Below are 18,896 nucleotides of genomic sequence, written 5' to 3'. Positions count from 1 at the left end.
CGGCGTCTGGCTAACGACGCGTTTGCCCGATCCAGTCCCGCGTGCGCTGCTCCGGGTCCGGGTTGCGCATCACGTCGCTTATGACGGCAATGCTGTCAGCGCCGCTTTGCAGAACCTCCCCGGCCCTTTCAAGAGTGATGCCGCCAATCGCCACGAGCGGCAGACCGCCGACCTGCCGCTTCCAGCCCGTAACCTTTGCAACGCCTTGCGGTTCCCATTTCAGGGACTTGGAACTGGTCGGAAACACGGGGCCAAGCGCGATGTAATCCGGATCAGCGGACAGCGCTGTCTCGAGCTCATCCCCATCATGTGTGGAGACACCCAGACGAAGACCCGCGCGGCGGATGGCGTCCAGGTCCGCGCCCTCCAGATCTTCCTGTCCGAGATGAACGAAATCACACGCTTCATCTATCGCCAGCTGCCAATGGTCGTTGATTATCAGCTGGCAGCCGTGTTTTTCACAAACCTTCCTCGCTGCCGAGATTTCCTGCCGCAGCATGTTTTCGTCCTCGACGTCCTTGATACGCAATTGCAGCAGCTTCACACCAAGGGGCACAAGGCGGGCAACCCAGGTCGAGCTGTCGACGATCGGGTAGAACGGATCGAGTTTCATGACGTCCTCTTTTGTCTGCTGCTGCCGTTTCTTGTTTCAGTCATTGCTGAGGGAAAATGTTTGCAAAAACGCATCGAATTCAACCTTTGTTGTCAGCCGGAACACCCGCAGATGCGGCGGCGGGTTCTGATAGATGGCAAGCAGCTTGGCGCGTGCGGAATGCCGCGTGCGCCAGATGAACCTGACAAACTCGATCGTTTGCAGATCAAACCGCTCGGGACAGCCATCAGCCAGGTCAGGCCGCGTTTTGCCATAGAACAGGACGGATCGCTTGAGCACCCTGAATAGGCGCAGGCCGACCGCAACATCGAGCCAGACGAACGTGTCCGCCCTCGCGACCCGTTCCGGATAGGTGCTGGAATGTCCGCCTTCTAAGATCCAGCGATCCCGGATATGCACCTCGTGCGTCATGCGCCCCTTTTCCTCGCGGGTGCGTTCCACCCATCCGGCGCACCAGTGGATCTTGTCCATATGGAAGACGGGCAGACCTGTCAGGTCGCCCAAGCGGCGCGCAAGCGTGCTTTTCCCGGAGCCCGGGCCACCGACGATCATGACGCGTTTCATTGATTTGCTTCCGGAGACGGTTGCTGGACCGCTGTTATACACACCCGTGATCGTCTGGCCAGATGGAAACAGACTGTTCAATGGACACTTTCCACGCTGTCACCCTATCTAAGGGGCAGAGAAGAGTTTGACGGCAAGGAGAGGTCAATGAGCTGGTTGAACAGTCCGGATCCGATACCCGGCGTCGCATCAAGTTGCGATCCCATCGACACGATAATCGTACCGCGCACGTCCGATCTCGGTGGCTTTTCGGTTCGGCGCGCCCTGCCCTCGGCAAAGCGCCGCATGGTCGGGCCCTTCATTTTCTTCGATCAGATGGGACCGGCAGAGCTTCTGGTCGGCGGCGGCATAGACGTGCGCCCGCATCCCCATATCGGATTGGCGACAGTCACCTACCTCTTCGAAGGGGAAATGTATCACCGCGACAGCCTCGGCACGGAAATCGCGATTGCACCGGGTGCGCTCAACTGGATGAGCGCCGGCAAGGGCATCGTGCACTCCGAGCGGGAGCGTCCGGAGCGTATGACCGAAAAGCGTCCCCTGTTCGGATTGCAGAGTTGGGTCGCTCTGCCGAAGCATCTGGAAGAAGGCGATCCGACGTTCCAGCACCATGGCACGGATGAACAACCGGAATTCGCAGACAATGGCGCATCGGTCAAGCTGATCGCCGGCAGCCTTTACGGGCACACGGCTCCGGTGAAGACGGCGTCGGACATGTTCTATGCCGACATAGCCCTGGAACCGGGGGCGAAAGTTCCGCTCGATGCCGGATGGGAAGAGCGTGGCCTCTACACGATCTCCGGCCAGATAACGATAGCCGGCCAGGCTTTCGACCCGGCGCAGCTGCTGGTCTTCAAACCGGGCGATCATCTCGTCATCGAGAACAACACGCCCAATCCGGCGCGCTTCGTTGTTCTGGGCGGCGAACCGATGGACGGTGACCGCTACATCTGGTGGAACTTCGTTTCCTCCTCGAAAGAACGGATCGAACAGGCCAAGGAAGACTGGAAGCAGGGCCGTTTCGATACGGTTCCGGGCGATGCGGAAGAATTCATCCCGCTCCCCGACCGGCCCGGGCCCTGACGGAAGGGACGGCAAAGCAAATAGCCAAGTTGAAGAGAGCCGGCGGTGCCCGGCTCTCTTTGCATTTCACCTTCTGACTGGGAGCAAGGAAAGCGCCATACCGTTGGGTTTCGGCATGTTTCGGCAGGTGTACTCTTGCTTTTGGCTCCCGTTCTCGGCAAATAAAGCCCCGTTCTGACAACAGCTCACGTGTGCTGCGTTCATTCGGTTCCGGTCGCGATTTCGCAACCGCCCGCTTCCCGGGCGAGACGAAGCGCGCTGTACCGGAACGCCTCGTGCGCGTTCAACCCCGGATTCTCCGGAACCACCTTGGATAAAACTTGACGTTGGTTCGGGCCGGCGGTTGACAAGAAGGAAAGACACCATGCGGCTTGGGATAGACTGGGGCGGCACCAAGATAGAAATCATTGCCTTGTCGCAGGACGGGCAAGAGCTTTTCCGGCAACGCGTCGACACGCCGCGTGACGACTATGAGGGCTGTCTTGAGGCCGTGAAGTTCCTTGTCGATGCCGCCGAGGCCGCCACGGGTCAGACAGGCACGCTCGGGCTCGGCATTCCCGGTTCGCTGTCGCCCAAGTCGGGGCTCGTCAAGAACGCGAACTCGACGTGGATGAACGGCAAGCCGCTCGACAAGGATCTGGAAAAGGTGGTCGGCAGGCCCGTGCGCATTCAGAACGATGCCAACTGCCTGGCCGTCTCCGAGGCAACCGATGGAGCCGGTGCCGGTGCGCATGTCGTGCATGCGATCATTATCGGAACGGGAAGCGGTTCCGGCATCGCCATCGACGCAAAGGCGCATCTGGGCGCCAACGGTATCGGCGGTGAATGGGGAGCGATCACCGTGCCCTGGCTGTCGGCCGGGGAGTTTCCGGGACCCGACAGCTGGATCGGCCACAAGGGCGTCATCGACCGCTGGTGTTCAGGCACCGGTTTTCAGCTCGACTACAAGGAAAAGACCGGCACACTGCTGAAAGGGCACGAAATCATGGCGCTCAAGCGCAGTGGTGACCCGGTTGCAGGCGAGATCTACGAAGCCTATGTCAGCCGCCTCGCCCGCTCGCTCGCCATGTCCGCAAACCTGCTGGACCCAGACGTGTTCGTTCTGGGCGGCGGCATGTCGAACATCGAGGAACTCTATGCCGATCTGCCGCCTGCAATGGCCCCGTACATATTCTCCGATACGTTCGACACGCCCATCCGCAAGGCGGTTCATGGTGACAGTTCGGGCGTGCGCGGCGCGGCCTGGCTCTGGAACTGATACTTAGCGGCCAGCTCGCAAGAGCCGGCGCTGCCCCATCGTGACGAGCACGATGCCGATCCCCACGACGCCGACGGCTGCGAGTTTCGCCGCGTTCGGGATTTCGTTGAACACGAGGTAACCGAGCGCGAGACCGACCACGGCCGCAACTGATCCGATCTGGCTCAGGTAGACCGGTCCGGCGCTCTTCTGGAGCCGGAAATAGAGACCGTATTGCAGGCCGAAAATTGCAGTCTGCGCGGCCAGCAGCGTGACGGCCTCCCCTGTCCATTCAGCCGGTGCGACCGGAATCTTCCAGAGGGCGGTGAACAGGAACAAGGCCAGAAATCCGACAATCATCATCCCGAGTGCAAGGTCGACGGGTTTTGCACCTTCCGGCCATTTGAGCGTGCGATAAATGTTTCCGGCCGCCAGGAAGACGGGGATCGACAGCGCCAGAACGGACCACAGGGATGCATCGGCGGACAGCGTCTTGCCCGAGACCGCGAGCAGCACGCCCCCCGCGACACCGAAGATCACGCCCGCGACCATGAGCGACTGGAAACGCTGCAGTCCCAGCACGACGGCGAATGCATAGGTCAGGACCAGAGGGAACGCATAACAAAGCGCCACAAATCCGGCTCCGACCTTCGGCGCAGCGGTCACCGCGATCATGTTCGGCAAGATGAACAGAATGCCCGTGACGGAGATGTAGACTAGCAACTGGCGGCGGCTTGCGACCGCCTCCCCGGAGCCTTCCTCCCGGCTTTTCAGACCGGCCAGCCGTGTTGCCGCGAACATTCCTGCGGCGCCGCCAAGAACAGACCATTGAAGCAGGCCGACCGGGTGCCAGCCGAAACTCGGCGCAGCCTTGGCAAACACCGTGGAAGCGGCAAGGAACGAGCCAACGATCAGCAACAGCACAATTGGCGCGTCGAGCAGGTTGCCGACACCTGCATTGGTCCTGTCCCGGCTTTCCCCGGCATCGGAGCCGGGCTTTTTTTCACATCCTGCGGTGGCTGTCATGGCACCTTCCCCATCGTTGAACAAGGGATCGTTTCCCTGTCAAGCTAGGTAACATATTTTATCTTGATTTCAAGATACTTGATTTAAAGATTCTTGAAAATTATTGACATTGCCTGCTCGAACAGGAATGGTTCCCGGGTTAAATTCCTGAAAGATCGGCCTTTTCCCGTCGGCACAGCCGATGAGAAATTGACTGATCCGGAAACGTCAGGCTTCGAGAAAGACATGACCAAGTCAGAAACTGATGCGTCGAAAGCCGGGAGAAACCTGTTCGGTGATCCGGACGACCTCCTGGTCGACCGGGCGGAGCGGGCCAGCCGGCAATGGCAAAAGGAAGTGCCGTCGGTCGCTGACAAGCTGCAGCCGATGGTTCTGCTTGGCCGGCTCAACGAAGCCGCCCAGATCATGAACCGCGACTATCTGGTGCCCGCCTATGCCGAGATCGGACTGAAACTCGGCGAATTCGACGTTCTTGCCACGCTTGTCAGGTCAGGCCCGCCCTACCAGCTTACGCCAACGGAGCTCTACAGATCGACAATGATGAGTTCCGGCGGCATGACAGCCCGTGTCGACAAGCTGGAAAAGGCCGGCTTCGTGGAGCGCCGTCCACATCCCGAGGATCGCAGGGCGCTTTCGGTCTGCGTGACACCGGAGGGCCTCAAGCTGGTCAAGGACATGATCCCCGGCTATGTCGATGTGCAGCACAGGGCGATCGGCGGGCTGACCGGGCCTGAACAGGCGCAGCTGTCGTCCCTGCTCGGCAAGCTGATCAGGAGCGTCAACGATCCGGCAGGCGGCAAGTAGGTCCGAGTTCGCCGGGAACATTCGCCGTAGCCTGAGACCTCAGCTCTACGGGCGGCAACCACGTCAGAACGACAATACCGACGTTTCCTGCTGGATGATCTCGCCGTCCCGGATCAGCATGGCGGTCCCGACATAATTTCCCGCCGGCCAGCTCTCCTGCTTCAGCTTGCGTCCTGCAAAGGCAACCCATTGCGCCTTCTGTCCGTCAATCGGTTTGCCCCCGGTCTCGGCAAGAACCCCTTCGGGACCGACCAGCCGCAAGGCGATCCGGTCTCCCTTGCGCACATTGATCAGCCGAGCGAAGAACACGAACGCCGGGGAACCGGCCGCCGGCGTCCTTACTTCCGCACGTTCAACGTCAATCGACTTCACCGGACTGTCGGCAAAGCCGGTTTCGATGATCTTGCCCGAGGCATCGATCAGCAGGCTGTTGAGGTCGGCCTGCCAGAGGGCGTCCTGGTATTGCAGCGACCCGGATCCATCCGACCGGCAGCCTTCCAGACGGGAACGGGCGTTGTCCGGGGTCCCCAGAAAGGGGTCAATCATCTCGCCATTCTTGCGGACGGACAGATGCACATGCGGAAATGCGGCAAAGCCGGAATAGCCGACGCGGGCTAGCCTGTCGCCGCGTTCCACCCGTTGCCCCGCCTTCACGGTCACGGATCCAAGCCGAAGATGGCAATACTGGGTTTCCCAGCCATCGCCGTGAGCGATCACGACACCATTTCCGCACTCCTTGCCGCCGACCTGCTCACGGTCGCTTTCGGAAAGGACAAGCCTGTCCGGCATCTCGTCGCGCACGCCCTTCACGACACCAGGTGCGGCCGCGATGACGTCAGCACTTTCGGCCGTGTTCAGGACCCTGAAATCCGTGCCCTTGTGGCCATCATATCCCGCCCGCTCGCAGGATGCGGTCATCACGGTGTCCGCCGGGTCGATGTCGACATAGTTCTGCACGAAACAGTCCTGGCCCAACGTGCAGTCGATCGGAAGTGACAGCTCCAGATCCACGGCTGCCGCCGGAGTTCCGGAAGCCATGCCGAGCAAGGCAAATACGCCAGCCCCGAGCCCGAATGTGCCAATGCGCCGCATCATCGATGTGATCCTTTTCACGTGATCGTTCGTTAAAAGAGCGTGACTTGCATTCCAGGGGCCGATCGCCGACCCTCGGGCAACAGATTTTACGGACATTATGGACCAAGCGTGATGATTAAGTGGCTGACCACTCTTTTTGTAGGGATTTTTGTGAGCACCTCGGTGCTTGCGCAAACCGAACTGCAAATTCGCGACATCGAAAAGGGAACCGGGGAAGAGGCCAATGTCGGCGAGACCGTCGTCGTGCACTACACCGGCTGGCTGATGGACGGCACCAAGTTCGATTCAAGCGTTGACCGGGGCACACCGTTCTCCTTCACGCTCGGCGAAAGGCGGGTCATTCCGGGTTGGGAACAAGGTGTTGAAGGCATGCAGGTCGGCGGCAAGCGCGAACTGATCATACCGCCGAACCTGGCCTATGGGGCACAGGGCGCAGGTGGCGTGATACCGCCAAACGCCACGCTCAAGTTCGAGATCGAGCTTCTGGACGTCAAGGGCAAGAAGTACTCAGATATCGGCAACGACGGGCTGAAGGAGATGCTGGCGGCAGGTTCCACGGTGATCGACATCCGCCGGCCGGACGAATGGAAGGAGACCGGGGTCATCCCCGGCACCCATCTCGTCACGTTCTTCGACGCCAACGGCAACGTCAATCCCGAATTCGGCTCCGAGTTGCAGAAGCTCGTTTCCGGCCCCGATCAGGAAATCGTCTTCATCTGCCGCACAGGCCGCCGCAGCCAGGTCCTGTCCGAATATCTCTCAGGTCAGGCCGGATTCACAAACGTGGTCAACGTTGAAAAAGGCATCATGGACTGGATCGGCAGCGGGGAAACCGTCGCTGCCGCCACCCTGCCCGAAAACTGCTGGCTGTGCTGAGCGGCCGCATCTGCGCGCCGGGGCACCGGCAGATCAACGGATAAACTGCACCGGTTCCTCCCGAAGCCGTCAGTCCCCGGCCGCGAGTTTCAGGCTCAGCCTGTTGTGTTCCGCAATGACCCTGTCGATGTCCAGGGTCACGATCCGTCCGTCATCGACAACCACATTGCCGTGGACCACGGTTGTCTTTGCCCCTTTCGGGCTGCAGAAAACGACCGCTGCGACCGGATCATGCAATCCGCCGGCAAACTCGATCGTGTTGAGATCGAGCGTGAAGAAATCCGCACATTTGCCGGCCTCCAATGAGCCGATATCGTCCCGGCCGAGCACGGACGCCCCTCCCAGGGTTGCAAGCTCCAGGGCTTCCCTGGCTGTCATCCATTCGCCGGAGCGCAATGGATGCGACGGCGGCATCGCGGCGTGCTCGTGCGCGCCGGGCGGCGTCAGCCCGAGGTTCAGGCGTGCGAGAAGCATGGCCTGGCGCACTTCCAACAGCATGTTTGAGCCATCGTTGCTGGCAGAGCCGTCAACACCAAGTCCAACCTTTACACCGGCGGCCATGTATTTCTTGACCGGCGCGATACCGGAAGCAAGGCGCATGTTGGAACACGGGCAATGGGCCGCCCCGCATCCGGTCGACGAAAACACCCGGATCTCGTCATCGTCGACATGAATCGCGTGGGCGTACCAGACATCCGGCCCGGTCCAGTCCAGACCTTCCATCCACTCCACGGGACGCTTGCCGAAGCGTTCAAGCGTGTAACGTTCCTCGTCCAGTGTCTCGCACAGGTGGGTGTGCAGCATGACGCCCTTGTCGCGCGCGAGCCGGGCGCTTTCCCTCAGCAGATCTTCGGAGACCGAGAACGGCGAACAGGGTGCAACCACGATCCGGGTCATGGCCCCGGCCGAGGCGTCATGATAGCGGTCGATCACACGGATGCTGTCCTTCAGAATGTCGTCCTCGTCTTCGACACACGCGTCCGGCGGAAGACCACCCTTGCTCTCGCCGAGCGACATGGAGCCTCTGCTGGCATGGAACCGGACGCCGAGATCACGCGCCGCCTCGATCTGGTAGTCGACCTTGTTGCCGCTCTGAAACAGGTAGGAATGGTCAAACACCGTCGTGCAGCCGGACAGCGCGAGTTCCGCGAGCCCGACCAGCGCACTCGCGCGAGACGCCTCCGGACCGGTGCGCGCCCAGATCCGGTAGTGGGCCTGCAGCCACGGAAACAGGTTGTTGTTCTGCGCGGCCGGCAGATTGCGCGTCAGCGTCTGGTTGAGATGATGATGCGTGTTCACAAATCCGGGCAGAACGATCTGACCGGACGCATCGATCACCCTGTCCGCCGTCTCCGGAAGTTCATGTGACGAACCCACGGTGGTGATCAGCCCGTCCTCGGCGAACAGGCCACCGTTTTCGATCTCCCGGCGGCCGCCATCCATCGTGACGAGGATATCCGCATTTTTCAGAAGCAGCGTGCGTGCCATCAAAGACTTTCAGATCGTTCGAATCAGCGATGCACGAGACTAACGGTGTATGCGTTAAGAAGTTTTGGTCTCTATTCAAAAAAAGCAAAATTTTTCAAGCGTTAACGAGATGACTATTCTTCGAGCGGCGGCATCCTGTTCCACGCATCCAGCGCCGCGATCTTGTAGGCCTCTGCAAGCGTCGGGTAGTTGAAGGTGTTCTCGACGAAATACTCCAGGGTCCCCTTCAGATTGAGAACCGCCTGGCCGATATGCACCAGTTCCGTTGCGCCTTCTCCGACAATGTGGCACCCGAGCAGGCGCCGGGTCTTCAGCGAGAAGATCATCTTCAGCATACCGGTATCAAGGCCCATGATGTGCCCGCGAGAGGTTTCCCTGAAGCGCGCGACGCCGCATTCATAGGGGATGCCGCGTTCCTTGATTTCCTCCTCGGTCATTCCGACGGTCGAGATCTCCGGCACCGCATAGATCCCGTACGGAAAGTAGTCCGGCGGGTCATAGGCCGTTTCGCCAAGCGCCTGACATGCCGCAATACGTCCCTGTTCCATCGAGGTCGACGCAAGGCTCGGAAACCCGATCACGTCTCCGGCCGCAAAGATGTGGTCGACTTCGGTCTGGAACGTCGCGGGGTCGACCTTCAGCCGGCCGCGGTGATCAACCGAAAGCCCGCATTTGTCGAGATGGAGTTTCGGTGTCGCTCCCATTCTGCCGGCCGCGAACAGGATGACGTTCGTACGCACGCAGCGGCCGCCTTCGAGCGTGATCTCGCAGTCTCCCGGCCCGTGCTTCTCGATCTTTTCCACCGTTGCGCCGAATCGAAGCGCGATGCCCCGGTCGCGAAGCTGGTGGGTGAAGTCCGCCACGAGCTCCTTGTCCAGGAAATCGAGCATGCTGTCGCGCGGTTCGACCAGCGTGACGTGGACGTCGAGCGCCGAGAAGATCGACGCGTATTCTACCCCAATTACCCCTGCCCCGATCACCGCGATGGACCGTGGAATTTCTCCCAGTTCGAGGATCTCGTCGCTGTCGAGAACGTATTCGCCGTCGAAGGGAACATAGTCGGGACGGAAAGGCTTGGTTCCGACGGCTATGACATATTTGTCCGCCGAATATTTCAGGATCTCGCCCGCGTCGCCCTCGACCTCGATCAGGTTCGTGTCCAGAAAACGGGCTTCGCCGCGGACCGTATCGACCTTGTTGCGCGAAAACTGGTGTTCCAGCACATCGACCTCGTGATTGAGGGTGATGTGCAGGCGCGCCCGGAGATCGGCTGCGGTCAGGTCCTGCTTCACGCGGTAGGAACTGCCGTAGAAGCCGCGCTCCCGCCATCCGGTAAGGTTCAGGACCGTCTCGCGCAGGGTCTTGGACGGGATCGTACCGGTATGCACCGATACGCCGCCGACCCGGCGCCCCCGTTCGACGACCAAGACGTCCCGTCCGAATTTTGCCGCCTGAATGGCAGCGCGGCGCCCCGCCGGCCCGCTGCCGATCACGATCAGATCGTAGTGTTCCATTTGCCCCTCATCGCACCCGAACCGGCATTGTGAATGCCCCTCGAAGCGAAGATACATCCACAATGGTTGACGTCCTGCAAAACAGCATCTTTGTTTTCGGGTCAAGACGGGAGAAAAAATATGGGCAGCCGCTGCCCGGATATGAGCAAAAAAGCGGCACCCACCGCGGCGATCGCGATAGACCGTTGCCATCACGGCGCTCATAAGATATGCGTCAAGCCATGAGAACGAACCTGACAGCAGCATGGTGGTGGCGCGGCGCGAAATAGGCGGCCGGCGATGGATCATGCACTGAAGGGATCATAACTACGCACCAAAGGCCGCCGCGGGATACCGACGGCGGCCTTGGTGCATTTTGGGGCCGCCAGGCTTCCAACGGGCCGACGAAACGGGAACGGAAAGACCATGCCGGCATTGGCAGACCAGACCTTTGAAACGGAAAGCGGGATCACGATCCTGCGGACATCACGCCCTTCCGACTACGAAACCGGCACGTCGGACTGGATCGACAGGCTGGACAGCGAGCTGGGTGCGGTGCTCGCCTCTTCCTACGAATATCCGGGCCGCTACACGCGCTGGGACATGGCGCTGGTCAATCCGCCCCTCGTCGTGGAAGCGGCTGACCGGACCGTCGATATCCGGGCGCTGAACGAACGCGGCAAGGTTCTGGTTCCCGCCATAGCCGATGCGCTCAAAACCCACGACGTGATCGAAACATTCAATGCCACGGACGAGCGGATTACGCTCACGGTGAAGAAGCCCGACCGGCTTTTCAACGAAGAAGAGCGGTCCCGCCAGCCATCGACCTTTTCGATCGTGCGCGCTCTCAAGGACCTCTTCGCGTGCGACGACGACCAGTTGGGCCTCTATGGAGCCTTCGGCTACGACGTCGCCTTCCAGTTCGAGCCGATCGACCTGAAACTGCAACGCCCCGAGGATCAGCGGGATGTCGTTCTGTTTTTGCCCGACGAGATCCTGATCGTCGATCACCACGGCAAGCGCGCCTATGTGCTGGAATATGATTTCGCCGTGAACGGCCGGACCACCAAGGGCCTGGAGCGGACCGGCGAAAAACACGCCTACATGCCCGCGAACCGGGACCCCGGACGCGGCGATCACGAACCGGGGGAATACGCGAAGCTGGTCGAAGAGGCCAAGGACTATTTCAGGCGCGGAGACCTCTTCGAAACCGTTCCGGGCCAGACGTTCTATGAGCCCTGCGCCAATCCTCCGTCTGCGGTGTCGCGGCGTCTGGCGCAGATCAATCCCTCGCCCTACTCGTTCTTCTTCAACCTTGGCAATGCCGAGTATCTCGTTGGCGCTTCGCCGGAGATGTATGTGCGTGTTACCGGCGGCAGGCGCGTCGAGACGTGCCCGATTTCAGGCACCATCCGGCGCGGCAAAAACGCGATCGAGGACGAGGCCCAGATCCGCAAGCTGCTGAATTCGGCAAAGGATGAGGCCGAGCTGACCATGTGTTCCGACGTCGACCGCAACGACAAGAGCCGTGTTTGCGTGCCCGGGTCGGTGAAGGTGATCGGACGCCGGCAGATCGAGATGTACTCGCGGCTCATACACACGGTGGATCATATCGAAGGCATCCTGCGCCCCGACATGGACGCCCTCGACGCCTTCCTCTCGCATACCTGGGCGGTCACCGTGACCGGCGCTCCGAAGCGCTGGGCGATGCAGTTCATCGAAGATCACGAAAAGTCTCCTCGCGCCTGGTATGGCGGTGCCATCGGGGCCGTGCTGTTCAACGGCGACATGAACACGGGGCTCACTCTGAGAACCGTGCGCATCAAGGACGGCCTAGCCCAGATCCGGGCAGGCGCCACGCTTCTCTATGACAGTGTCCCGGAGGACGAGGAAGCGGAGACGGAACTCAAGGCGGAAGCCATGCGGGCCGCGGTGCGCGAGGCCGGTCTTGCCGGCAAGGCGACCACCCGGCAGGAAGACGCCAAACCCGGCAAGGATATGAAGATCCTCCTGGTGGACCACGAGGACAGCTTCGTCCACACGCTTGCGAACTACTTCAGGCAGACCGGCGCGGATGTGGTGACCTACAGGTCGCCGGTCGCCGATCACGTCTTTCACGATGTCGATCCCGATCTTGTTGTCCTGTCGCCGGGACCCGGAAATCCGAAAGACTTCGACTGTGCTGCCACGATCGGACGGGCGCGGGCGCGCGCACTGCCGATCTTCGGCGTCTGCCTCGGCCTTCAGGCCCTGTCGGAGTATTTCGGCGCGGAACTCGGACAACTCGACATCCCGATGCACGGCAAGCCTTCTCCGATCAGTCTTTCCGGCAACTCCCTGCTGTTTGACGGATTGAGCGCACCCGTCGTCGTCGGACGGTATCATTCGCTGTTCGCCAAGCGCGCGACGCTGCCGGGCGATGTCAGGGTCACGGCGGAAACCGAGGACGGGGTCGTGATGGCGATCGAACACGAAAGCGAGCCGATCGCCGCCGTTCAGTTCCATCCGGAATCGATCATGTCGCTTGACCAGGATGCCGGCCACAAAATCATCGAGAATGTCGTCGAACGGCTGGTGCATGCCCAGAGGCAGGAAATCGAAGCCGCATCGTGAAGTTGTCACGATGTATTCGCAATTGTGTCGTTATGGGAACAGGCAGAGACTGAAGGAGATCGTCGTTGCCAACATTGCTGGTCGTCATCGCGCTTGTCGCCGGGGCCGCCTATTGGCTCTACCGTGCCCGCCAGGCAGCCGACACGACGCGTGTCGTGCTGGACGCGACGCATGAGGTCAAGGCGGCCGCCCGCCGCTTCGGCTTCCAAACGCGGGCGAACCAGCACCCCAGCGAAGGCGTCGACGATCCGCGTGTCACCGCCGCCGCCCTGCTCGTGCTCACGGCGGAGACCGATGGCGGTATCTCCCGCGCGGAACAGCAGGCCATCATGGAGCAGCTTCAGTCGGTCTTCGGCATGCCCGAAAACGAGGCAGAAGACCTCTACCTGTTCTCCAAATGGCTGGCCAGCCAGAGCAGCAATCCGGATGACATGATCCGGCGGCTGATCAAACGAACGGTGCATCTGGGCGGTCGCGACACGCTGCCAGATCTCATTCAGATGGTGACGCATGTCGGAAACGCGGACACGGGCACCCTCACCGACGACACCGTGAACATAGTAGAAAAACTGAAACAACTTAGTCATTGAACGGAAATGGCGCTTGCTTTCCTTGCAAAAGGCGAAGCAATTAAAATACCAGTCGTTATTCAACTTCTGGTTCCCGAGTGACCCGGTGACGAAATAAGTTGATTAACAGAGCACGTCAGAGTTCTATTGATTTTCCGGCTTTCATTTGCATTGTCTTCATGGGCTTGCACTAAGTTGAGCAGTGTCGCAGCGTTCGGAGTCCGGGGAGGACCAATGTCCGGCAACGCCAAGATGAACACGGTCAGGTGTTCCCGTAGATTGCGCCGATCGCTCGGCGCACTGGCGTTTGCCTTTGTCCTGCTGCCGTGTCTCGTCCACGGACCGGACGCCCATGCGCAAGGGAAAACGGACCTTCGAAATCACGTGCTCGGTATCGGAAACTGTCCACCTTGGAATGCCCAGGCCCTCGAGGTCTGCTACAACAGTCTGGAACGCGTCATGGATGCGATCAGCCCGCGCCTTGATGCCGGCCCGGACAACCAGCACCTTCTCATCAACGAGGGCGCGAGTGCGTCCGCACTCAAGCTGAAGGCGACGGAGCTTGCCAACAGACTCGGACCGGAAGACCGGCTGATCATCTATGCAAATCTGCCGCTCGGCCAGCTGGAGGGCGACCAGCCGGACGAGGAAAACGGGTTCGTGCTGGAGTTCTGGGCCGACGAGAAACCCGAAACGGCTGCCGCGGCCATCAGCGACGGCATCTGGATTACCGCACCTGCCTTTGCGGCCATGCTTCATACGATCCCGGCGGCGCAGGTCATTCTGATCCTCGACACCAACGACTCCTACGCCGTGAACATGCACCTGCTCGACAGACATTCCGTCGATCATGAGGACAGACCCGAGGCGCTTGTCTCCTCCGCGGGCGACGGCCAGAGCGCAAACTACTCGGCGGACCGGACGATTTCCCTGTTTGCCAAACACCTTGCGCTCGCGCTGCGTGAAACGGAGGGATCTCTGCAAGATGTCATGAGTGTCGCGGTCAGCGGCACCCGGCAGTCGGCAATCCCGATATGCGCAACGCTCAAGGAGCACAAGGGCGACACCGGAGAACAGGTTGCCGATTGCCAGCAGGTGCCGCAGATTCACGATCCGGAAGCCCTGCTGGCAGGAACGCTCCTCCAGCCGATCCCCGAAGCCGGCAAAACAGAATAATTCCGGACGTCCCTAACCCGTTGCGGAGCTTGTGCCGCACGCGCGCGGCGCATCTGATGCGACCACGTTTCCGGCCTTCGCTTCGGCGTTGCGCACGCTGGGATGTCCCTTCAGCCGCGCCAGGAACCAGTCCCAGTCATCGGAGTCGATCCGCTCGAGGCCCGTGTCCCGTTGTGGCTCGATGGGCCGGATGCCGTCGTCATCCAGTTCACCGATCGCGAAGCGGAAGGCATAGCCGGGCGTCAGGCCCATGCGCAGATCCGACACCACGACCTTGTCGCCGACAAGTTCCGTTCTGAAAAAGCCGCGGCTGAACCATTCAAGCTTCTGGAAGGCCGCCGTATCCGACAGGCAGGCCGCCAGTTCGGGATGGCGCGGATGTTCGTAGATTTCGGGTTCTCCCGGGCCGTCGAGCAGCGAATAGTAGAGGTTCTCGTAGCGATCTTCCTCAAGCCCGATGACTTTCCAGAGCAGGATGTTGAACGGGGCCGCGATCGCGTAGACGGCTTCCGGTTCGATCCCCCGGGACTGAAAGGCCAGGCGTGCCTGCCCCTGCACATATTGCTGCAGGACAATGCTCACGCCCATGTAAGCGGTGGTGGCGATCAGGGCACCGGCAACCCAGTTGCGCAGCCGCGACGTCCAGTTCTTCTTGCAGAGCGCATAGATCACGACGATTAGCAATGGAATGGAATAGAGCGGATCGATGATGAACACCGAACCGACGCCGACCGGGTCGGGATAGACTGGCCAGAAGATCCGCGTGCCGTAGACGGTCATCGCGTCGATCATGGCATGGGTCGCAAACACCAGGAAAACGGCCCCCCAGGTCAGCCAGCGATGCTCGCGAAGTCCCTTGAACAGCCGCACCAGCACCTCGCCGACGACCGGGGCCGCCAGCGCATGCACGAAGATCGAGTGCGACCAGCCGCGGTGATAGACGAAACTGTCGATGGGATCGTCAAAGGGGATGAACACGTCCAGATCCGGCAGCGTGCCGAGCAACCCGCCGACAATCGCGGCCTTGCGCGGCCCGATCTTGCTTCCCAGGCAAGCCGTCGATACGGCGGCACCCAGAACGAATTGCGTGATTGAATCCATCGTGTCCTAGACGTTTGCGTTCATTGTCCTCAACGCTAGCCCAAGTGTGCGATGAAGAAGCCGATAACGGTACATATAGCGAAATGCACAGCCATAAATGTGCCGGCCATAAATTTAGTCACGTGCTGCGGCTTATATTTGTCGATTGACATATATTTCAAGTCTTTAAGCTGACCGAACACAGCATTCGACTTTTGATACCATCGACGGACCCATAAGACGTGTGCGAGCGCATAGAGGCTCAACGCGGCCAGGGAAGCAATTTTCTTGCTTTCGGTTTCACCCAGGAACTCTTGCGCCGGGTCTGACGAAACGACCCAGCCCAGTATCACCGTCAGAATGACACCATGCTTGAATGCAAAATCAATCAGACCATCGTGGTATGATTTCAACTGATCGCTGAGATACACGTGTATCTCTCTCGGTGTCGCTGTTTTGGGCTCTGCCTCCGGCAAACTACCAATCCTCTGAATTTTGAACAGCCTACACCACCGGCACCGATCATACCCAAGAAATCAATCCACTTCGCACACCGCGCCGATAGCGGCACCTCGTTCATTCAGCTCACTCTTCTGAATGCTGCCCGAAAGATTGGCGTTGTTCGCCGCGCGCTTCCCGTCGTGCCCGGGACAACGTCGTCCCATTCGGAAAAGCTCTAAGGCAGGATTGTTTCCAGCATCGCAGCCCAGGAAAAAATTCTCATGTTCAATGTGAAGAGCAACAGAAACGCGGGTATCAACAAGGCGCAAAACAAGCGAGCGCCCCAACGGCCCTGAGGGTCAGGGAACCGTATTGCCCACATCGAGACGCAACCGAACACCAAACTCGACCCGAGGTAGAGGTAATACCCGAGCGGAATTGTCTCGGCGGTAAATCGAAAGTCTCCAAATTCGTCCGTGTCACCGAGCGTCGAAATGGCTTGGAAGGAAATCCATAGATTTACGAACAGAATCGCGGTGCTGACGAGCGTCTGAAGACCGCGTTCACGACCCAGGCCCTTGATCAAGGTCTACTCCCGTTCCTGAAACGATGTTGAAGAAACAAGAAGGCCATCATAGCACCCGCCTTCTTGTCCTCGCAGGCTTTCGTTCAACAGGGATCAATCCACTTCGCGCACTGCGCCCTTGGCTGCACTCGTCGTCATCTTCGCGTAGGCGCGCAAAGCCTTCGTCACCTTGCGCCTGCGTTTTTCGACGGGCTTCCAGGCGGTCTCGCCCCTGGCATCCATGGCTGCACGGCGGCGGACCAGTTCCTCGTCCGGGAGATCGACCTTCAGGATACGGTTCGGAATGTCGATGACGATGGTGTCGCCCTCCTCGACCAGACCGACCGCGCCGCCTTCCGCCGCTTCCGGCGACATGTGCCCGATCGACAGCCCCGAGGTTCCGCCCGAGAACCTGCCGTCGGTGATCAGGGCACATTCCTTGCCTAGGCCCTTCGACTTCAGATAGCTGGTCGGGTAGAGCATTTCCTGCATACCGGGGCCGCCGCGCGGTCCTTCGTAACGGATCAGCACGACGTCGCCGGCCTTCACCTTGTTGGTCAGGATCGCCGAGACGGCACTGTCCTGGCTTTCGAAGATCCGCGCCGGGCCGGTGAACTTGAGGATACTCTCGTCGACGCCCGCGGTTTTCACGACACAGCCTTCCTCGGCGATGTTGCCGTACAGGACCGCCAGACCACCGTCCTTGCTGTAGGCATGGTCGCCTTCGCGGATGACGCCCGCCTGCCGGTCCAGATCCAGATCGTCCCAGCGCCGGTCCTGGCTGAACGCCACCTGTGTCGGCACGCCGCCAGGTGCGGCCTTGTAGAATTCGTGCACGCTTGCGGAGTTGGTCTGGCGGACGTCCCAGCGCGCCAGCGCTTCCTTCACGGTCGCGGAATGCACCGTCGGGATGTCCGTGTGCAGTTTGCCGGCGCGGTCGAGTTCGCCGAGGATCGCCATGATCCCGCCTGCCCGGTGCACGTCCTCCATGTGGATGTTCTCCACCGCGGGCGCGACCTTGCACAGCACGGGCACCTGCCTGGACAGACGGTCGATGTCATCCATGGTGAAGCCGATTTCACCCTCGTAGGACGCGGCAAGAAGGTGCAGGATCGTGTTGGTCGATCCGCCCATGGAGATGTCGAGCGTCATGGCATTCTCGAACGCCTTGAAGTTGGCAATGTTGCGCGGAAGAACGCTTTCGTCGTCCTCTTCGTAGTAGCGTTTCGCCAGATCAACGATCAGATGGCCGGCCTCGACGAAGAGACGCTCGCGGTCCGCATGGGTCGCAAGCGTCGAGCCGTTTCCGGGCAGCGCCAGACCGAGTGCCTCGGTCAGGCAGTTCATGGAGTTCGCGGTGAACATGCCCGAACAGGAACCGCAGGTCGGACAGGCATTTTGCTCCATCGACAGAACGTCCGCGTCCGACATGCTGTCATCGGCGGCCGCGACCATGGCATCGACCAGGTCAATCGATTTTTGAACGCCGTTCTCAAGAACCACCTTGCCGGCCTCCATCGGCCCGCCGGAGACGAACACCACCGGAATGTTGAGACGCATGGCAGCGTTCAGCATGCCCGGTGTGATCTTGTCGCAGTTGGAGATACAGACAAGCGCATCCGCGCAGTGGCCATTCACCATGTATTCAACGGCGTCTGAGATGACTTCGCGCGACGGCAGCGAATACAGCATTCCGTCGTGCCCCATGGCGATGCCATCATCAACCGCGATCGTGTTGAACTCCTTCGCGACGCCCCCGGCCCTCTCGACTTCGCGGGCAACAAGCTGGCCGAGATCCTTGAGGTGAACGTGTCCCGGAACGAACTGGGTGAAGGAATTGGAAATCGCGATGATCGGCTTGCCGAAATCATCATCCGTCATGCCGGTGGCGCGCCACAGCCCGCGGGCACCGGCCATGTTCCGACCGTGTGTGGAGGTTCTGGAGCGATACGGAGGCATGTTTTTCTCCCTGGTATGGCGGCGTTTCGCGTGCGGCAGGCGCCTGTCTGGTCACCGCCGCAACTTGTTTAAACGCATTCGAATTTGACTTGGCATGGGGGTGACAGGTTTTTCACCGGACCGAAAGGCCGGATTAACGGAAAAGTGTACGGTACGGTACGGTTCTGTCATGATCGAAGACCGCCAATCCCCTTAACTCCTTTCAAAATCGTCA

The 18,896-nt window shown here is 60.4% G+C and carries 17 protein-coding genes; 7 read left to right on the top strand and 10 right to left on the bottom strand.

What is annotated here, in order from left to right; genetic code table 11:
- Positions 1 to 10: 10 nt before the first annotated feature.
- Positions 11 to 613: a thiamine phosphate synthase gene (locus ACO07N_RS19830; protein WP_421982681.1), complete on the bottom strand. Its 603-nt coding sequence runs from the start codon at positions 611 to 613 to the stop codon at positions 11 to 13.
- A gap of 36 nt (positions 614 to 649) precedes the next feature.
- Positions 650 to 1,177: a DNA topology modulation protein FlaR gene (locus ACO07N_RS19825; protein WP_421982680.1), complete on the bottom strand. Its 528-nt coding sequence runs from the start codon at positions 1,175 to 1,177 to the stop codon at positions 650 to 652.
- A 147-nt stretch (positions 1,178 to 1,324) separates the two neighbouring features.
- Between ACO07N_RS19825 and ACO07N_RS19820 the strand changes: the two genes are divergently transcribed.
- A complete protein-coding gene (locus ACO07N_RS19820; protein ID WP_421982679.1) occupies positions 1,325 to 2,260 on the top strand; it encodes a pirin family protein in 936 nt (311 codons plus the stop codon).
- A 364-nt stretch (positions 2,261 to 2,624) separates the two neighbouring features.
- Positions 2,625 to 3,518, top strand: coding sequence for an ROK family protein (locus ACO07N_RS19815; protein ID WP_421982678.1), 894 nt, complete (start codon positions 2,625 to 2,627; stop codon positions 3,516 to 3,518).
- A gap of 3 nt (positions 3,519 to 3,521) precedes the next feature.
- Here the strand turns inward: ACO07N_RS19815 and ACO07N_RS19810 are convergent, their stop codons facing one another.
- Positions 3,522 to 4,523: a DMT family transporter gene (locus ACO07N_RS19810; RefSeq protein WP_421982677.1), complete on the bottom strand. Its 1,002-nt coding sequence runs from the start codon at positions 4,521 to 4,523 to the stop codon at positions 3,522 to 3,524.
- A gap of 225 nt (positions 4,524 to 4,748) precedes the next feature.
- Here ACO07N_RS19810 and ACO07N_RS19805 point away from each other — a divergent pair, with 225 nt between their 5' ends.
- Entirely contained in the window at positions 4,749 to 5,327 is a 579-nt protein-coding gene (locus ACO07N_RS19805; protein WP_421982676.1) for a MarR family winged helix-turn-helix transcriptional regulator, read from the top strand.
- A gap of 63 nt (positions 5,328 to 5,390) precedes the next feature.
- Here the strand turns inward: ACO07N_RS19805 and ACO07N_RS19800 are convergent, their stop codons facing one another.
- Positions 5,391 to 6,422, bottom strand: a complete 1,032-nt coding sequence (locus ACO07N_RS19800; RefSeq protein ID WP_421982675.1) for a M23 family metallopeptidase — start codon at positions 6,420 to 6,422, stop codon at positions 5,391 to 5,393.
- Positions 6,423 to 6,584: 162 nt separating this feature from the next.
- Between ACO07N_RS19800 and ACO07N_RS19795 the strand changes: the two genes are divergently transcribed.
- Positions 6,585 to 7,298: an FKBP-type peptidyl-prolyl cis-trans isomerase gene (locus ACO07N_RS19795; protein WP_421982674.1), complete on the top strand. Its 714-nt coding sequence runs from the start codon at positions 6,585 to 6,587 to the stop codon at positions 7,296 to 7,298.
- Positions 7,299 to 7,367: 69 nt separating this feature from the next.
- Here the strand turns inward: ACO07N_RS19795 and ACO07N_RS19790 are convergent, their stop codons facing one another.
- Entirely contained in the window at positions 7,368 to 8,786 is a 1,419-nt protein-coding gene (locus ACO07N_RS19790) for an 8-oxoguanine deaminase (protein WP_421982673.1), read from the bottom strand.
- Positions 8,787 to 8,899: 113 nt separating this feature from the next.
- On the bottom strand, positions 8,900 to 10,300 hold the full coding sequence (gene sthA, locus ACO07N_RS19785) for a Si-specific NAD(P)(+) transhydrogenase (RefSeq protein ID WP_421982672.1): 1,401 nt from the start codon (positions 10,298 to 10,300) through the stop codon (positions 8,900 to 8,902).
- A 405-nt stretch (positions 10,301 to 10,705) separates the two neighbouring features.
- Here sthA and ACO07N_RS19780 point away from each other — a divergent pair, with 405 nt between their 5' ends.
- The 3 genes from ACO07N_RS19780 to ACO07N_RS19770 all read left to right on the top strand — a co-directional run bounded on the left by ACO07N_RS19780 (position 10,706) and on the right by ACO07N_RS19770 (position 14,637).
- Positions 10,706 to 12,892 carry an anthranilate synthase component I gene (locus tag ACO07N_RS19780; protein WP_421982671.1) on the top strand — a complete coding sequence of 729 codons (2,187 nt, stop codon included), beginning with the start codon at positions 10,706 to 10,708 and terminating at the stop codon, positions 12,890 to 12,892.
- A gap of 65 nt (positions 12,893 to 12,957) precedes the next feature.
- Complete coding sequence (locus ACO07N_RS19775) at positions 12,958 to 13,482, top strand: TerB family tellurite resistance protein (protein ID WP_421982670.1); 525 nt, start codon at positions 12,958 to 12,960, stop codon at positions 13,480 to 13,482.
- A gap of 213 nt (positions 13,483 to 13,695) precedes the next feature.
- A complete protein-coding gene (locus ACO07N_RS19770; protein ID WP_421982669.1) occupies positions 13,696 to 14,637 on the top strand; it encodes a hypothetical protein in 942 nt (313 codons plus the stop codon).
- A 12-nt stretch (positions 14,638 to 14,649) separates the two neighbouring features.
- Here the strand turns inward: ACO07N_RS19770 and ACO07N_RS19765 are convergent, their stop codons facing one another.
- The 4 genes from ACO07N_RS19765 to ilvD all read right to left on the bottom strand — a co-directional run bounded on the left by ACO07N_RS19765 (position 14,650) and on the right by ilvD (position 18,682).
- Positions 14,650 to 15,738: a metal-dependent hydrolase gene (locus ACO07N_RS19765; RefSeq protein WP_421982668.1), complete on the bottom strand. Its 1,089-nt coding sequence runs from the start codon at positions 15,736 to 15,738 to the stop codon at positions 14,650 to 14,652.
- A gap of 35 nt (positions 15,739 to 15,773) precedes the next feature.
- Entirely contained in the window at positions 15,774 to 16,148 is a 375-nt protein-coding gene (locus tag ACO07N_RS19760) for a hypothetical protein (RefSeq protein ID WP_421982667.1), read from the bottom strand.
- Between the two features lie 245 nt (positions 16,149 to 16,393).
- Positions 16,394 to 16,744 (bottom strand): hypothetical protein, encoded by a 351-nt coding sequence (locus ACO07N_RS19755; protein WP_421982666.1) that lies wholly within the window; start codon positions 16,742 to 16,744, stop codon positions 16,394 to 16,396.
- 93 nt (positions 16,745 to 16,837) lie between these two features.
- Complete coding sequence (gene ilvD / locus ACO07N_RS19750) at positions 16,838 to 18,682, bottom strand: dihydroxy-acid dehydratase (RefSeq protein ID WP_421982665.1); 1,845 nt, start codon at positions 18,680 to 18,682, stop codon at positions 16,838 to 16,840.
- Positions 18,683 to 18,896 lie beyond the last annotated feature (214 nt).

Source organism: Roseibium sp. (genome assembly GCF_965229775.1).
In the GTDB taxonomy this organism is placed as follows: Bacteria; Pseudomonadota; Alphaproteobacteria; order Rhizobiales; family Stappiaceae; genus Roseibium.
The sequence above is the reverse complement of the archived record's forward strand: the minus strand, read 5'-3'. Positions and strand labels throughout refer to the sequence as shown.

Coding starts and splice junctions, on each gene's coding strand:
- ACO07N_RS19830 (WP_421982681.1), bottom strand. CDS start 613: ATGAAACTCGATCCGTTCTACCCGATCGTCGACAGCTCGACCTGGGTT.
- ACO07N_RS19825 (WP_421982680.1), bottom strand. CDS start 1,177: ATGAAACGCGTCATGATCGTCGGTGGCCCGGGCTCCGGGAAAAGCACG.
- ACO07N_RS19820 (WP_421982679.1), top strand. CDS start 1,325: ATGAGCTGGTTGAACAGTCCGGATCCGATACCCGGCGTCGCATCAAGT.
- ACO07N_RS19815 (WP_421982678.1), top strand. CDS start 2,625: ATGCGGCTTGGGATAGACTGGGGCGGCACCAAGATAGAAATCATTGCC.
- ACO07N_RS19810 (WP_421982677.1), bottom strand. CDS start 4,523: ATGACAGCCACCGCAGGATGTGAAAAAAAGCCCGGCTCCGATGCCGGG.
- ACO07N_RS19805 (WP_421982676.1), top strand. CDS start 4,749: ATGACCAAGTCAGAAACTGATGCGTCGAAAGCCGGGAGAAACCTGTTC.
- ACO07N_RS19800 (WP_421982675.1), bottom strand. CDS start 6,422: ATGATGCGGCGCATTGGCACATTCGGGCTCGGGGCTGGCGTATTTGCC.
- ACO07N_RS19790 (WP_421982673.1), bottom strand. CDS start 8,786: ATGGCACGCACGCTGCTTCTGAAAAATGCGGATATCCTCGTCACGATG.
- sthA (WP_421982672.1), bottom strand. CDS start 10,300: ATGGAACACTACGATCTGATCGTGATCGGCAGCGGGCCGGCGGGGCGC.
- ACO07N_RS19780 (WP_421982671.1), top strand. CDS start 10,706: ATGCCGGCATTGGCAGACCAGACCTTTGAAACGGAAAGCGGGATCACG.
- ACO07N_RS19770 (WP_421982669.1), top strand. CDS start 13,696: ATGTCCGGCAACGCCAAGATGAACACGGTCAGGTGTTCCCGTAGATTG.
- ACO07N_RS19765 (WP_421982668.1), bottom strand. CDS start 15,738: ATGGATTCAATCACGCAATTCGTTCTGGGTGCCGCCGTATCGACGGCT.
- ilvD (WP_421982665.1), bottom strand. CDS start 18,682: ATGCCTCCGTATCGCTCCAGAACCTCCACACACGGTCGGAACATGGCC.